Raw genomic sequence first — 15,346 nt, 5'->3', positions numbered from 1 at the left:
GAACGTAATGTGCGCTCTGTCACGTTCTCAGAACACGATCCGGTAACGGCATGTGAGACCCTGACACCCGTGTCCCTGTCGCGTCGGGGTTTCCTGACGGCATCCGCCCTGCTGGCAGGGTGCGCAAGGCCGCGGCCGCAGAGCGAGAACACGAGCACCGCACCACCGGACACCGGGTCGATCTTGATCGTCGGCGCCGGCATGGCCGGTCTGGCGGCGGCCCGCAGCCTGGCGGACGCGGGCCGGCCGGTGCGGGTGATCGAGGCCCGCAACCGGATCGGCGGCCGGGTGTACACCAGCCGCGACTGGGGAACGCCGCTGGAAATGGGCGCCTCGTGGATCCACGGCACAACCGACAATCCGCTACTGGAATTGACGCGGAAAGTGCAGGCGCAGGTCGTGCCCACCGACTACAACCGGCCGGTGAAACTGGCCATCGATCCCCGCCTGCAGCCGATGACCTACGACGCGAAGACCTGGCGCACGCTGGTGTCCGATGCGCGCGACGACACCGACGGGGGCACGCTGAGCGCCGCGATCGACGCCGAGGCCGTCGGGCTCTCCGATCGGGACCGCGCCGCACTCGCCTACTACGTCACCACCGAGATCGAAGACGAGTACGCCGCCGACGCAGACCAGCTGTCCGCGACGACGTTCGACCTGGGCACCTACACCGGCGGACCGCAGGCGGTGATCACCAGCGGTTACGACGCGCTGCCGCGACTGCTGGCCGACGGCCTGCCGATCAGCCTGAACACGGCGGTGGATGCTGTTGTGCGCAAAGGCAACTCGGTGATGGTGCGGGCCGGCGGGCAGACGTTCGAAGGCCCGGCCGCGATCCTCACCGTTCCGCTCGGCGTGCTCAAATCCGGCAAGATCATCTTCGACCCACCCCTACCCGACGGCCACGCGCACGCGGTGGACGCGCTGGGATTCGGCGTGCTGTCCAAGAGCTACTTCCGTTTCCGGCAACGCACCTGGGACGCCGAAAACGCATTCTTCCAGTACCTGGGTTCCGAGCCCGGCAGGTGGGCGCAGTGGTTCACGCTGTCCGCCGCCGCCGGCCCGATTGTGTTGGCGTTCAACGCCGGTCGGCGTGGCCGGCAGGTGGAGTCGGCGCCGGCGGGCGAGTTGCTGTCCGGGGCGATGCCGATTGCCCGGGCGCTGTTCGACACCGACGTCACCGAGGTCCGTTCCTCTGGCTGGTCCAACGACCCTTACGCACTGGGCTCGTATTCCTATCACGCTCCCGGCTCCGGTCTCGACGATCGTCGGCGACTGCAGGAACCGATCAGCGACCGGCTCTACCTGGCCGGCGAGGCCGTCGGCGTGGACAACCCGGCCACCGTGCACGGCGCCTTACTCAGCGGCCGGCATGCGGCGGCCGAGTTGCTGCGCAGACTCAGTTGAACAATTCAAAAGCATTGTGAAACAATACCTTTCGGCTCCACTGGTCACCCAGCCCGAGCGCGACGACCGATTCGACGGCGTGATGGTACGGGTAGGGGATGTTGGGAAAGTCGCTGCCGAAGAGCACCTTGTCGGCCACTTCGAGCAGCCGGGGCAGCTCCGCGCGGGGGAAGGGGTGCAACTCTTCGGTGAAGTCGGTGAACACCATCGTGGTGTCCAGATACACCCCGGCGTGCTGCTGGGCGAGGTCGATGAACTCGCGGTATTCGGGCATGCCCAGGTGCGCGATGATCAGCTTCAGGTCCGGGTGGCGGTCCAGGACATCGGCGACCGGTTGCGGGCCGGTGAAGGTGCCCGGTGTCGGGCCGGATCCGGCGTGGATCACCGTCGGGACGCCGGCTCGCTCCAGGACCGCCCAAACCGGTTCCAGCAGCGGATCTTTCGGCGAATAGTTGCCGACCTGCACGTGGGCCTTGAACACCCGGGCCCCGTCGGCGATGGCACGTGACACGTAGTCGGCCGCGCCGGGTTCGGGGTAGAACGTGGCGGTGTGCAGACAATCCGGTGTGGCAGCGGCGAATTGGGCAGACCAGGAGTTGAGCCATTCGGCCATGTCCGGTTTGTGCGGGTAGAGCAGCGAGGTGAAGGCCACCACCCCGAAGTCCCGCAGCGCCGCCACCCGCGCCTGCTCGTCGTGCCGGTAGGCGACGGGCCACGGCCGCCCGGTCAGCGGGCCGACGCCGTCGAAGTAGGCCCACACCTTGTCGAGCACGCGTTTCGGCATGAAATGGGTGTGCACGTCGATCATCGAGGCCAGACCGACGTCGTCGAGCAATCGGCGAACGGTCTCCGCCTCGATGCGGGTCGGATCTTCCCCTGGACGTGCGGTGGTGATCCAAGCGGGACCGACACCCAGGCACCTCACCATGCGTCGTGGCGCATCGGCATCCGCGGCGCCGGCTTGATCCGGTTGACGGCGGCCCACAGCGCGCGCTCGCGTGCGTTGTCGGCGATGAACAGCAACTCGTCGCCCGCCTCCAGCACATCCTCGCCCCGGGGAGCGATCACCTCGTCGCCGCGCACCACGGTGACCAGCGCGGTGTTGTGCGGCAAGTCCAGCTCGTCGACCCGCTGCCCGACAGTCGGGTTGTCGGCGGGCAGCGTCAGCTTCGTCAGCGCCGTCCGGCCCTCCCGCATGCCCATCAGCCGCACCAGGTGACCGACGTCGATGGCACCCTCGATGCCGGCGACCATGGCGCCGGGCGCGGAGACCGAGACGTCGATGCCCCAGGCTTGCCCGAACAGCCACTCGTTGCGGACGTCGTTGATCCGCGCCACCACCCGCGGCACGCCGAACTCGGACTTGGCGAGCAGGCCCACCACCAGGTTGGCCTTGTCGTCACCGGTGGCGGCGATCACCACATCGCAGGTCTGCACGCCGGCCTCCTGCAACGCGGTCATCTCGCAGGCGTCCGCGTTGAGCCAGTCCGCGTCCGGGACCTTGTGCGGCACGAAATTGCGGCGCTCCCGCTCGATCAGCAACACCTTGTGCCCGTTGTCCAGCAATTCCTGCGCGACGGAACGCCCGACATTGCCGGCTCCGGCAATCCCGATTCGCAACTTGCGTGTCGTCACGTGATCATCTTTGCGTATCGGCAGCAGCTCGGCTGTGCCCGCTGTGCGCCGAGCGACCACTCGGTCCGGGCTGATTTACTGACAAGACGCCGAAATCGGCACCCTCACCTGGCAAACCGCGGTAACCGCTGCTCATGTCGAACGGGAAAGAATGACCCTGGAACAGCTGTACCTGATCGTGTCGATCGGTGGCCTCGTGCTGCTGGCCAGCATTGTCGGTACCCGGGTGGCCACCGTGGTGGGCTTCCCCAGCCTGCTGCTCTACCTGATGGTCGGGGTGGTGATCGGCGAGGACGGGCTGGGGCTGAAATTCGACGACGCGCTGTTGGCCCGCAACGTCGGGACCGCGGCGCTGGCGGTGATTCTCGTCGAGGGCGGTCTGACGACCCGGTTCGGCGACATCCGTAAAGTGCTGGCGCCCGCCGGCGCGCTGGCCACCCTCGGCGTGCTGATCAGCACGCTGGTGACGGCGGTGGGCGCGCACCTGCTGCTCGGCATCCAATGGCAACTCGCGCTGCTGCTCGGCGCCATCGTGTCGTCCACCGACGCCGCGGCGGTGTTCTCGGTGTTACGGGTGTTGCCGCTGCCGCGGCGCCTGGCCGGACTGCTGGAAGCCGAGTCGGGGTTCAACGACGCCCCCGGCGTGATCCTCGTGCTCATGTTCAGCGTGGTGCCGTTCGTGTTCGAACCGGAAGGTGCCGTCACCGGCTTGGTCTACGAACTGCTCGGCGGTTCGGCGATCGGTCTGGTGGTGGGCTATCTGGGAGCGCTGGGCCTGCGGCGCATCGCGCTGCCGGCCTCCGGCCTGTACCCGATCGCCACCTTCGGGCTCGGCTTGATGGCGTTCGCTGCCGCCGGCGACGCCCACGCCAGCGGCTTCATCGCCGCCTATCTAGCCGCGGTGGTACTGGCCAACTCCGGCCTGCCACACCGGTCGGCGACCCGATCGTTCGCCGAAGGCGTCGGCTGGCTGGCGCAGATCGGGTTGTTCGTGCTGCTCGGCCTGCTGGTGAACCCGCACGAATTGGCGCCGGACGTCTTTCCGGCGATCGTCATCGGCCTGGTCCTGCTGCTGGTTGCCCGGCCGCTGTCGGTGGTGGTCTCACTGATCTGGTTCCGCATCCCCTGGCGCGACCAGGTCTTCCTGTCTTGGGCGGGACTGCGTGGCGCGGTCCCGATCGTGCTGGCCACCTTCCCGATCGTCGCCGGTGTGGAGGGCAGTCACCGGCTGCTCAACATCGTTTTCGTACTGGTGGTGGTCTTCACCCTGATCCAGGGCCCCAGCCTGCGCCCGATCGCCCGGATCCTGGGACTGATATCGCGCGAGGCAACCCGCGAGATCCAGGTCGAGGCCGCCCCGCTGGACATGCTCGACGCGGAACTGCTGACCATGACCGTGCAGCGGCCGTCGCGCCTGCACAACGTCACCATCTTGGAGCTGCGCCTGCCGGACCCGGCGGTCATCACGCTGATCATCCGCAATGGCCACACCTTCGTCCCGGAGCCCGACACGCGGATCGCGGCCGGCGACGAACTGCTGATCGTCACCACGAGCAAGACGCGGGCGGCAGCCGAAGCCAGGCTGCGGGCCGTCAGCCGGCGCGGCAAACTGGCGCACTGGTTCGACGAGTACGGCGAACTGGACTAGTCCGCGGTCGCGACTAGCTGAACCGCGGCTCGCCCAAGGTGAAGACCGCCTGGTCGATCAGCGCCCCGAGATGCAGGCCGGGGCGCAGCCAGGTCGGCAGTGGCCCCGCCGAGGAGACGCCGACGGTCACCAATGCCGGGCGCACCCGACCGGCGAACGTCAACAACGAGTCACCGACGCGCCCGTCGGCGAACTGCTGGCGGGCGCTGGCCCTGGTCTTGAGCGGGATGGCCGGGCCCACCACCCGCGGAGTGGCGCTGACCGTCCAGGACAGCTGGTCGGCGCTGCTGCCGGTGATGACCTGACCGTTGGCCAACTCGCCGTCGAACCGAGCCAGCGTCTTGGGCATCGCCCAATTCGTGCGGCCCCCGACCAGGCTGGACTCCGAATCCACCGACATGAAGGCCACATTTCCCCACGGCCGCAGCCCGGTGCGGGAGCCGACCATGCCGAGCACCTCGTCGTAGGCACCGACCGGCGTGTCGGTGTAACGGACGAATCCGCCGATCGTGGCCAGCGCCGAGCTACCGGCCAGTGCGGGCGGCAGCGCCGCGGCTGCGGCCCGACCACCCCGCCCCAGCCACAGCAACGCCGAGCAGCGGCACTCCCACGGTGCGGGCGCTGCGTTGGCGGGCAAGGTGGCGACCAAGGCCTCGGACAGCGCGGTCTCCGGCACCCCGCGCAACCCGGTCAACTCGATACGCGACATACCTACTCCTGGATCTCTCGGCCTTCGACACGCGCCTGGTACGACGCTCGTTTCTCGCGGTCCAGCTCTGAGGTGACCTTGTTGCCACCCGACAACCGGAACGCGGCGTCGACGAGCGGGTCCGGCAGGACGGCGGTCCCGCGGGCAACCAGGCCCACCAACTTGGGAACGAACACCGTGCGCGAGGCACCCCGGTTCAGTTCGGTGACCACCGCGGCGGCAACGGCCTCAGGATCGACCACCAGAAACCGTTCCAGCGGCCCCGGCGCGGCCATGCCCGCGATCAGCTCGGTGCGCACGAAGCCCGGGCAGATCGCCGAGATCTTGACCCCGCTGCCCCGCCACTCCTGGCGCAGCGCCTCGCTGAAACCGACCACCGCGTACTTGGCGGCACAGTAGGTGGCCGCGTTGGGCGATGCCAGGGTGCCCATCACCGAGGCGATGTTCACGATGTGGCCCGACCCACTCCGGGCGAACCGGGCGCCGGCCAACCGCGTTCCGGTCATCACCCCCAGGACGTCGATCTCCAGGGTGCGACGGGTGACGTTCGGGCTCTCCTGCAGAAACGGCCCGATCGGCATGATGCCGGCGTTGTTGACCAGCACGTCGAGCCCGCCGAGATCCTCGGCCGAGCGGTCCAGGAACGTCTCGAAACCGGCCGGGTCCGTTACGTCGAGGCGGTAACCCGTTGCCGCCGTGCCAAGTTCGGCGGCCGTCTGCTGCACGGCGGCTTCTTGGACGTCACCGAGGGCCACCGTGGCGCCCGCGGCGATCAGCGCCTCGCCGATCGCGCGGCCGATGCCCTGCGCACCCCCGGTGATGGCGACGCGTCGTCCCCGCAGCTTCGGCATGTCGCAAACCTTAGACCCCGGCCGTGGCCGGGCCGAGCGCCGCATGAACCAGATCGACCGCGCGGGCCGCGCTCTGCGCGGCCCCCTCCATGGTGGTGGGCCAGTCGTTGTGGGTCCAGTCGCCGGCCAGCGCGAGATTCGGCAGCGCCGTGCGGTTGCCGGGGCGGATCGTCGACATGCCGACCCGGGACGAGAAAGTGGCCTTTGGCCAGGGCACCACGGTCACGTCGAGCACCCGGGCGTCCCGGGCGGCCGGGTAGCTGGCGCGCAGCGCGGCGACCAGCCGCTCGCCCACCTCCCGGTTCTTCAGCGGCATCAGGTCGTAGGCGGCGCAGGTGGTGAGCGCGTACAGGTGGTTGCCGTCGGCGCGCGGCCCGTGCATCCGGTCGCGGTCGAACACCCAACCAATGTCGCTGTCCAACAACGATTCCCATGGCGCGACGGTGCCCAGCGGGCGATCCAGTAACACGTAGGCGTTCATGATCGGGATGGGCTCGAGTTGCTTGGCCGCCAGTCGGATCTCTTCGGAGCCCGGCACCTCGTCGAGCAGCGACCGTAGATTCCACGACGGCACCGCCAGCACCACCGCGTCGGCCTGCACCGTCGAACCGTCCGCCAACCGGACGCCGCTGGCGCGGCCGTCGGCCACCTCCACCGACACCGCGCGGGTGCGCAATCGCACGTCCACCCCGCGTTCGTCCATCACCCGCCGGGCGCCCTGCAGGTACAGCGTCTCCAGGTCGACGGTCGGATAGCCGATCCGCGCCGCCGCTGACCCCCCACTGCGCACCCGGTCGGCACCGGTACGCAGCAGGGCCGCGAAGGCGTGCGCGGAGGCAAGGTGCGGGAGCTCGTTGAGCAGGCCGATCACCATCGAATTGAGCATGATCCGGCGCACCTCGGCGGGAAAGCCCAGTCGGTCGAACCACTCGTCGACGGTGATGTCGTCCAGGGCGTCGTCGAACCGGATGACGTCGCGGACCAGCCGCGCCCACGCCGGGCCGGCCTTCAGCAACGCCGGCAGACCCAGACCGCGGACCCGGCCCAGCAGCATGCGGCGCGCGTTACGGGCCCGCAAACCGAACGTCTCGACGTGCCCGCCCGGATAGCGCACCCCGAATTCGTCGGGGAACCGCAAAAGATGCCGGGTACCAACGGAATCGAGGTAACGGAACACGCAGTCGTATGAGCCGGCGAACACGTGCTGACCGTTCTCGATGGCATCACCGTGCCCGGAGGTCAGGCCGATGGTGCGCCCGCCCAGCGAGCCGTTGCTCTCCAATAAGGTGACCGCGTAACCGAGTTCGGCCAGCCACACCGTGGCAGCAAGGCCCGCCAGACCGCCGCCCACGACGACGATGTGCAGGTTCGGCGAATCGTTCATCACCGAACCATACTCAACTCAGGCCTGGCGGTTTGACCGCGCCCGGCGCACGTGCAGGATCACCTTGACGATGAGGAACGCGATCGCGACGGCCATCATCAGCGACGACAGCGCGTAGGCGCCGTAGACATGCCCGCGGTTGTAGCGGTCGTTGACCAGCAGCGTGAGGGTCTGCGTGCTGCCCGGCAGGTTCGACGACACCATCACCACACCACCGAACTCGCCCAGCACCCGCGCCACGGTCAGCACCACGCCATAGGTCAGGCCCCACCGGATCGAGGGCAGCGTGATCCGCCAGAAGGTCTGCCACGCATTCGAACCCAGGGTCACCGCCGCCTGCTCCTGTTCGGTGCCCACCTCGCTCAGCACCAGCTGCACCTCCCGCACGATGAACGGCAGGGTGACGAAGATGCTGGCCAGCACGATGCCGGGAACGCCGAAGATGATCTTGACGCCGGTGTCGCGCTCGATGAATCCGAGCGCACCCGCCGATCCCCACGCCGAGATCAACGCCACACCCACGATGATCGGCGAAACCGCGAACGGCAGGTCGATGACCGACTGCAAGACACCTTTGCCACGAAACTTGTTGCGCGCCAGCAGTATCGCCGTGGGAACACCGAACACCACATTGCACGGCACTACGATGGCCAGCACCAGCAGGGACAGCTGCAGTGCGGAGATCGCCGCGGGTGTGCTGATCCAGGCGAAGAATTGATGGAGTCCCGGCCGGAACGTCCGGTACAGGATCAGCGACACCGGCACCACGAGCATCACCACGATGTAGCCCGACGCCACCCAGCGCACCAGGTGGCGCACCACGCTCGACGAGGTCACCCGAGATCCTCGTGCCGCCTGGTGAACCACCCGCCCGCAAGCCGCAGAATCAACAATGCGCTGAACGAGATAGAAAGCAGCACAATCGATATCGCGGCAGCAGCGGTACGGTCGTCGTTCTCGATCAGCGCCCGGATCCACTGCGAGGAAACCTCGGTCTTGCCCGGCACGGCGCCGCCGATCGTCACCACCGAACCGAATTCACCGATGCACCGCGAAAACGCCAGCCCCGCACCGGACAACACCGCGGGCAGCAGCGCGGGCAGCACGATCGAGGCGAAAACCTTTCGGCCACTTGCACCCAGCGAGGCCGCGGCCTCCTCTACCTCGCGATCGATTTCGCGCAGCACCGGCTGAACGGCACGCACCACGAAAGGCATCGTCACGAACGCCAACGCCATCGCAACCCCCGGTGGAGTGTGCTGCAGATGCAGGCCCACCGGGCTGCTGGGGCCGTATAAGGCCAGCATCACCAGACTCGTGACGATGGTCGGCAATGCGAAAGGCAGGTCGATGATCGCGTCCAACAACCCCTTCCCGGCGAAGTCGTCCCGCACCAACATCCACGCTGCCAACACCCCGAACACCACGTCGAGCACGGTCACGACCACGGAGATGATCAACGTGACCTTGAAGGATTCCAGCGCGGCGTGCGAGGTGACCGCCAACCAGAAGTGTTGCCAGCCACCACCACATGCCTGCCAGGCAATCGCGGCCAGTGGTAACAGCACGATGATGGACAGCCACAGCGTCACCACACCGACCCGAACGGCTTTGTCGCCCTTGGGGTCTGCGGCGGCGACCGGTGGCGGCGCTGGTAGCTGACGTTCCGGGGTCAACACTGCGGCTGTCATCCGGTGGCCTCCAGATAGAGCGTGGTGATCTTTCCGGTGTGCCGATCGAACAGCTCGGGATCGACCGTTCCCCAGCCGCCGAGATCAGCGATGGTCCACAGTTTCACCGGCACCGGAAACTGGTCGCGGAAGTCCGAGGCGACGGCGGGATCGACGGGCCGAAACCCGGCGCGTGCCCACAACCGTTGCGCCACCGCGCTGTACTGGAAGTTCTTGAACGCCGTCGCAGCCTGCAGATGTGTGCTGCTGCTCACCACGGCGACCGGGTTCTCGATCTTGAACGTCTGGGGCGGGTTGATGTGCTCGACCGGATAGCCTTGCCGCTCAGTGGCGATGGCCTCGTTCTCGTAGCTGATCAGGACATCGCCGCTGCCTTCGACGAACACGTCGGTGGCGATCCGGCCGGATCCCGGACGCAACTTGACGTGCTCGCGGACCAACCGGTCGACGAAGTCGACGCCTGCCGCGACGTTGCGCCCGCCACCGCTCTTGACCGCGTAGGGGGGCAAGCAGATTCCACTTCGCCGACCCCGAGCTCATCGGGCTGGGGGTGATGATCTCCACCCCCGGGCGCAGCAGGTCGTCCCAGTCGCGGATGTTCTTCGGGTTACCCTTGCGCACCACCAACGTCACTACCGAACCGAAGGGTATGCCCTTGCTGGCTTCGGTGTCCCAGTCCGCAGAAACCTTGCCCGCCTTCACCAATCGCGTTATGTCGGGTTGCACCGAGAAGTTCACGATGTCGGCCGGCTTACCCGCGACAACGCCGCGGGACTGGTCACCGGAGGCGCCGTAGGAGGTGATCACCTGAATGCCTTTGCCCTCCTCGGAAGCGTTGAACGCCGAAATCACCGCACTCCAACCGGGTTCGGGCACCGAGTACGCCACCAGGGTGATGCTGGTGTTCACCTCGGTGACCGAGTCGCCGCCCACGGCGTCGCTGGCACCGCCGCCGCACGCCGCGACCACGGCGGCGACAACCGTCATGCCGACGACTCGTCCCCAACGGGACACGCGGTCGGTGCCAGCAGACATCGATGCCTTCCAGGATTTGGGTAACGGGGTGCGCACACCGCGCAATGGTGCTTGTAATCAACAGAATCGGGGTCAGAACTTCAGCGACAACAACGCATGGCGGGATCGCACTCCACGCCGTCGGCTGCCGCATACATGGCGGAAACGTAGCAAAGCCCGCGGCGTGTCGGCAGCGTCGCCGAGCGCGACAAGGTGCGGCAGCCTCTTCCGCTCGCCCCGTGGCACAGCAGCCCCCCGGGCGCGGCATGGCCACCGGCAACGGCTCGTGCCGATCGTCGGCCCCGCCCCGCACGAGGGCATAAAGCACTGGTCGCGGCCACCCCCGCCGGCGCGGTCACCGAACTGAGTTCACACCATTGACCTATCCGGCCCCAACAATGTCATTGGCTCGGCAGCAGCGCCCGCGCCTTCCAGCGCAGGATCCGCGGGCGCGCGGCGCAAAAAGTCAGGGTGAGTCTAAGCCGGAGGCGCCGTCGGTCGAGGCCGGCGCGGACTCGACTGTCGCGATCTTGCTGAATCCGCTGACCGTGAGAACCCGAACCAGCAGGGGGTGAACGATGACCCGCAGATGGTCCACCGCGTCGGCATGATCGAAAAGCGCGTTGATGCCGGCACTGTCGAGATATCTGACCGCACTGAGATCGACGGTGATCGGCCGGCGCGTCCCCCCGCCCGCGTCCGCCAATGCCCGGGTGAATGTCGCGATATTGCTCAGGTCTATCTCGCCGGTGGCGATCACCCGCGGTGTCCCGTCAGCGCCGCGGTCGGTGTTGAGGTGCAGCGGTGTGGCCATTACGGGATCCTCGCGTACATGTGCACCGTGGTGCCGGCTTCAGTGGAGTTGATGCTGAAGTCCTCCATCAGGACTCGCATCAAAGCGATGCCACGGCCGCGACTCATGCCGGGAACCTTGGTGGGCGTCTTCCACTCACCGCTGTCAGTGACCGTCACCTGCAGGCGGTCCACCATTGCGCTGGCATGCAGGCAGACGGTGCCGTGCGGTTTGTCACGGTGGCCGTGCTCGATCGCGTTGGCGACAGCCTCACCGGTTGCGGTCAGCACGTCCTGGATCTGAGCCGGCTCGACTCCGACCTGAGTGAGCCAGCTGCGCAAGGCGGCCCGGCTTCCCGCGAGGTTCTCGGCGTCGGCGGTGAATTCCATTGCCAGCGGCGCTGGTTGGCGATACAACAGCACTGCCACGTCGTCGGGATAACCGCCCGCGGGCTCCAAGCGGGACATCAGGTAGTCGGCCACCTCGTCGAGGGACTGCGACCGGCCTTCCTGCACCAGATCGGCGGCGCGGGACATACCGTCGTCCAGGGAGCTGCCCCGACGCTCGACCAGACCGTCTGTGTAGAGCAACAGAGTTGCGCGCGGCGGCATCGTGATGCGCGATTCGGGCCGCTCCCAGTCCGGCCGCAGCGCCAGCGGCAACCCGTGCTCGCCGTCCAGCATCACCTTGGTGCCGTCGGCGTAGACGATGATCGGCGGCGGGTGACCCGCATTGGCGTACACCAGTTCCCCGGTCTCGGAGGTGAGCACCGCGCAGAACGCCGTGGTGCAGCGCGCGCCGGGTAGGCGCGCGGCGAACCGATCCAGGCCGGCCAGCGCCGCACTCGGGCCGGACTGCTCGAGCAGCAGCGCGCGGCATGCGCTGCGCAACTGACCCATCACCGTGGCGGCCGCCAAACCGTGGCCCACGCAGTCGCCGACGATCAGGGCCACCCGGCCGTCCCCGAGATCGACCACGTCGTACCAGTCGCCGCCGACCTGTAGTGGTCGGCTGGCCGGGAGGTAGCGCACGGCGATGCCGCCGGGCAGGTCCGCCGGTCCCAGCATCGCGTGCTGCAACGCCAGCGCGGTCTCGCGTTGCAGGTCCAATTGGTTGATGCGGTGCAGCCCCTGACCGAGACGCCCGGCCAGCGCCGTGAGCAGCGTCTCGTCCTCCCGGGTGAAGCGGCGATGCTCGGAGAGCTCGATCCAGATGACCAGGAGGCCGTGGGGATGCTGCAACGAGACGCCGGCCACCCCGGCGTCTGCGGTGTAGGTGCTCAGCAGATCGGCTCCGCGGAGTGTCTCGATCAGCTGGCGGTGCCGCGGTGCGAGCTCTCCCCAGGTGCACGCCTCGCCGGCGCAGACCAGAGCCGGGGCGTGCTCGGTGGGCGAGTCGTCGATGAACGTCACGGCTAGAACGCGCCGCGCCTGCCACACTCCGCGCAACACCTCAGCGGTGCTCCGCAGCCCGTCCTCGAGCGTATCCGCTTGCGCCAGTTGGGCGTTGAGCTCCGCGAGCGCAAGTTGGCTCTGTACGGCGTAGTGCTCGGCCGTGATATCGCGGAAGGTGCCGACCATGACGCGACGCCCGGAGTCGGGGTCGTTGGCATGGTTGAAGTTGACCGTGAGCCACACTCGGTGGCCGTCTCGGTGGGTGACCGGGACGACGTAGCCACCTTGGCTGTCGTTCAGCAGTCGGGTAAACGCCGATTCGCACTGCCGATAGGCCTCGGCGTCGGTGTCCGGGTCGGGCCACCAGGGGTGGACGGGCTCGTACGGTATTCCTTCGGGGCCGTAACCGAGGATCTCGGTGAACGCGGTGTTCACCTCGATGATCGCACCGTGCTCGTCGCAGATGAAGAACCCTTCCTGCAGCGAGTCCACCAACGCGGCGCGCCAGCGCGAGTGATAGTTGCGCAACCGCGTCAACTCGACGTTGGTGCGCACCCGGGCCAGCAGGTCGGCGGCCGCGAAAGGCTTGACCAGGTAGTCGTCGGCACCGGCGAGTAGCCCCTCCACGGCGGCCTCCTGGCCGGCCCGCGCGGACAGCAGAATAACGGGGAGGGCGGCGGTGCGCGGATCCTGCCGCAGCATCGAGAGCAGCTGCAGGCCGTCCAACCCCGGCATCATGACGTCACTGATCACCAGCTCGGGCGGTTGTGCACGGATCGCCTCCAGCGCGGCCAGGCCGTCGCTGTAGCCACTGACCTCGTACCCGGAGGCTCCCAGCAGACTGGTCAGGTATTCGCGCATGTCCGCGTTGTCATCGGCCACCAGCACACGGGCCTGGACCCCGGTGGACTCGGCCGGGGCGGCCGCGGCGGCGACGGGCGTCGTCGTGCCCGGCAGCCAGCGCAGGGCTTCCTGGACGAACGGCTCGGCGATCGCACCGGTGGCCGGTGGCTCCTGCGCCGTGGCGGCCAGTTCGTCGGCACGCAGATGGGCGGCACCGAACGGGAGCCGCACGGTGAACGTGGTGCCGGCGCCTTCGCGGCTGTCGGCGCTGATGGTCCCGCCGTGCAACCCGACCAGTTCCTTGACCAGGGCAAGCCCGATCCCGCTGCCCTCGGTGGAGCGTGCGCGGGCCGACTCGATGCGATGGAAACGCTCGAAGAGCCGGGGCATCTCGGCGGCGGGAACGCCGATTCCGGTGTCGGAGACGGTGACGACCGCTTGACCGTCGTCGCGGGCCACCCGGACCGTGATGGACCCCTCGAAGGTGAACTTCAGCGCGTTGGAGAGCAGGTTGAGCACCACCTTCTCCCACATCTCGCGGTCCAGATACACCGGTTCGTCGAGTGGCGGACAGTCCACCACGTACGTCAGGCCGGCCTGGTCGATCGCTGACCGGAACACGCTGGCCAGCTCGGCGGTGAACCTCGCGAGATCGACGGGCTCGAAGCGGGCCCCGCATACGTCCCGCCTCGATGCGGGAGAAATCCAGCAATGTGTTGACCAGCTTGGCCAGCCGCAGGGCGTTGCGGTGCACCAGTTCGAGTTCTTGCCGCGCATGGCTGTCGAGGCCGGTCTCCTGACGGCGCAACTCGTCGACCGGCCCCAGGATCAGGGTGAGCGGCGTACGGAACTCGTGACTGATGTTGGAGAAGAAGGCGGTCTTGGCGCCGTCAAGTTCGGCCAATGCCTCGGCACGCTGCTGCTGCGCCTCATAGCTGCGGGCGCTGATCACTCCAGCCGCGAGGTAACCGGCAACCAGTTCGACGAAGCCGCGGTAGCCGTCGTCGAATTCCCCCGGTGCCGGTTCAGCGCGGCCACCAGGAAACCGACCGGCGGTCCACCGTGCTGCAGCAGCGGCACCACCAGCGCCTGCCTAGGCGGCTTGCGCCAGGCGCCACAGGGCAGCTGCTGCGCGACGCCGTCCAGCTCGACGAGTTCGGCCTCGCCGCGCGCCGCCTTCTCGATTGGCCACACCGACGGGCCGTCGCCGGGCAGGGTTTCCGGTGCCGCCGGATGCCCGGCGGCGATACCGCTGGTACCGACCAGGTGGGCCGGCCCGTCGTCGTCGAACAGGTAGGTCAGGGTGAACGGGAGGTCATACGGGTTGCGCCCGAGCTGCTGGGCGGCGAAGTCGAGCATCTGCCGCTCGGTGCGCACGACGCTGGGATCCGAGCCCAGTTCCCGCAACGTCGCGATGCGGCGCTGGGAGATTACCCGCCCGGTGTCCTCGCTGACGACGCACAGCAAACCGACCACGCGCTGGTCGTCATCGCGCAGCGGGCTGTAGGAGAACGTGTGATAGGTCTCCTCGGTGTAGCCGGACCGCTCCAGGAAGAGCAGCAACGCCTCGTCCCAGGTCGACTCTGCCTCCGCACCGAGGACGCGGTCGACGCGCGGTGCGATGTCAGGCCAGATCTCGGCCCACACCTCGCTGGCCGGCCGGCCCAGCGCCCACGGATATTTGCGTCCCAGGGTGTCGTGGCGATAGGCGGCGTTGCAGAAGAAAGTGAGCTCGGGCCCCCACCCCATCCACATCGAAAACCGAGACGACAGCAGGATGTCCACGGCCGTACGCAGGCTCTGCGGCCACGTGTCGACGGGCCCCAGCGGGGTCGACGACCAATCGACGGCAGCGAGATCTAGCCCGATCTCCTGGTCTGCTCGGAAGACCACTGACCCACCTTTCGAGCTCTGGTTGGTCCCACCAGCGTTCCCTCAACCTCAGAGATTATCTGTAGCAAACGAACACGGGCA

At 68.0% G+C, this 15,346-nt stretch carries 10 protein-coding genes and 2 pseudogenes; 2 read left to right on the top strand and 10 right to left on the bottom strand.

All coding sequences use genetic code 11. The features are described 5' to 3' along the window. The first annotated feature begins 75 nt into the window (after nucleotides 1-75). Nucleotides 76-1,410: a flavin monoamine oxidase family protein gene (locus L6444_RS07165; RefSeq protein WP_370653151.1), complete on the top strand. Its 1,335-nt coding sequence runs from the start codon at nucleotides 76-78 to the stop codon at nucleotides 1,408-1,410. On the opposite strand, the gene L6444_RS07160 is transcribed toward L6444_RS07165, so the two are convergent. Together L6444_RS07160 and L6444_RS07155 are read right to left on the bottom strand one after the other, a co-directional pair. Continuing rightward, a complete protein-coding gene (locus tag L6444_RS07160) occupies nucleotides 1,403-2,218 on the bottom strand; it encodes an amidohydrolase family protein (RefSeq protein WP_236983885.1) in 816 nt (271 codons plus the stop codon). The two genes, L6444_RS07165 and L6444_RS07160, sit on opposite strands and share 8 nt — an antisense overlap. A gap of 113 nt (nucleotides 2,219-2,331) precedes the next feature. Next, nucleotides 2,332-3,030 carry a potassium channel family protein gene (locus L6444_RS07155; RefSeq protein ID WP_236983884.1) on the bottom strand — a complete coding sequence of 233 codons (699 nt, stop codon included), beginning with the start codon at nucleotides 3,028-3,030 and terminating at the stop codon, nucleotides 2,332-2,334. 166 nt (nucleotides 3,031-3,196) lie between these two features. On the opposite strand from L6444_RS07155, the gene L6444_RS07150 reads away from it, so the two are divergent. Then, nucleotides 3,197-4,693, top strand: a complete 1,497-nt coding sequence (locus tag L6444_RS07150; protein WP_236981496.1) for a potassium/proton antiporter — start codon at nucleotides 3,197-3,199, stop codon at nucleotides 4,691-4,693. Nucleotides 4,694-4,706: 13 nt separating this feature from the next. On the opposite strand, the gene L6444_RS07145 is transcribed toward L6444_RS07150, so the two are convergent. From L6444_RS07145 to L6444_RS07110, 8 genes and pseudogenes are all read right to left on the bottom strand, one after another. After that, complete coding sequence (locus L6444_RS07145) at nucleotides 4,707-5,402, bottom strand: acetoacetate decarboxylase family protein (RefSeq protein WP_236981495.1); 696 nt, start codon at nucleotides 5,400-5,402, stop codon at nucleotides 4,707-4,709. A 2-nt stretch (nucleotides 5,403-5,404) separates the two neighbouring features. Next, nucleotides 5,405-6,253, bottom strand: coding sequence for an SDR family oxidoreductase (locus L6444_RS07140; RefSeq protein ID WP_236981494.1), 849 nt, complete (start codon nucleotides 6,251-6,253; stop codon nucleotides 5,405-5,407). A gap of 10 nt (nucleotides 6,254-6,263) precedes the next feature. Continuing rightward, nucleotides 6,264-7,637, bottom strand: a complete 1,374-nt coding sequence (gene hpnE / locus L6444_RS07135; RefSeq protein ID WP_236981493.1) for a hydroxysqualene dehydroxylase HpnE — start codon at nucleotides 7,635-7,637, stop codon at nucleotides 6,264-6,266. An 18-nt stretch (nucleotides 7,638-7,655) separates the two neighbouring features. Further along, nucleotides 7,656-8,474 (bottom strand): sulfate ABC transporter permease subunit CysW, encoded by an 819-nt coding sequence (gene cysW, locus L6444_RS07130; RefSeq protein ID WP_236981492.1) that lies wholly within the window; start codon nucleotides 8,472-8,474, stop codon nucleotides 7,656-7,658. Then, on the bottom strand, nucleotides 8,471-9,328 hold the full coding sequence (cysT, locus tag L6444_RS07125) for a sulfate ABC transporter permease subunit CysT (RefSeq protein WP_236981491.1): 858 nt from the start codon (nucleotides 9,326-9,328) through the stop codon (nucleotides 8,471-8,473). Before cysT ends, cysW begins: the two co-directional genes overlap by 4 nt. Next, nucleotides 9,325-10,363 (bottom strand): annotated as a pseudogene (locus L6444_RS07120) (sulfate ABC transporter substrate-binding protein). The gene cysT and the pseudogene L6444_RS07120 overlap by 4 nt, the downstream one beginning before the upstream one ends. 445 nt (nucleotides 10,364-10,808) lie before the next feature. Continuing rightward, complete coding sequence (locus L6444_RS07115) at nucleotides 10,809-11,156, bottom strand: STAS domain-containing protein (protein ID WP_236981490.1); 348 nt, start codon at nucleotides 11,154-11,156, stop codon at nucleotides 10,809-10,811. Then, nucleotides 11,156-15,265: pseudogene (locus tag L6444_RS07110) on the bottom strand (SpoIIE family protein phosphatase). Before L6444_RS07110 ends, L6444_RS07115 begins: the two are co-directional and overlap by 1 nt. Nucleotides 15,266-15,346: the final 81 nt, after the last annotated feature.

The organism is Mycobacterium kiyosense, from assembly GCA_021654635.1.
Classification (GTDB): Bacteria; Actinomycetota; Actinomycetes; order Mycobacteriales; family Mycobacteriaceae; genus Mycobacterium; species Mycobacterium kiyosense.
Note: the sequence above shows the minus strand (reverse complement) of the source record. Positions and strands in the feature narration are given on the sequence as shown.

Excerpts from the sequence above, each read along its gene's own strand:
- L6444_RS07160 (WP_236983885.1), bottom strand. The coding sequence starts at position 2,218 with ATGATCGACGTGCACACCCATTTCATGCCGAAACGCGTGCTCGACAAG.
- L6444_RS07150 (WP_236981496.1), top strand. The coding sequence starts at position 3,197 with ATGACCCTGGAACAGCTGTACCTGATCGTGTCGATCGGTGGCCTCGTG.
- L6444_RS07145 (WP_236981495.1), bottom strand. The coding sequence starts at position 5,402 with ATGTCGCGTATCGAGTTGACCGGGTTGCGCGGGGTGCCGGAGACCGCG.
- L6444_RS07140 (WP_236981494.1), bottom strand. The coding sequence starts at position 6,253 with ATGCCGAAGCTGCGGGGACGACGCGTCGCCATCACCGGGGGTGCGCAG.
- hpnE (WP_236981493.1), bottom strand. The coding sequence starts at position 7,637 with ATGAACGATTCGCCGAACCTGCACATCGTCGTCGTGGGCGGCGGTCTG.
- cysT (WP_236981491.1), bottom strand. The coding sequence starts at position 9,328 with ATGACAGCCGCAGTGTTGACCCCGGAACGTCAGCTACCAGCGCCGCCA.
- L6444_RS07115 (WP_236981490.1), bottom strand. The coding sequence starts at position 11,156 with ATGGCCACACCGCTGCACCTCAACACCGACCGCGGCGCTGACGGGACA.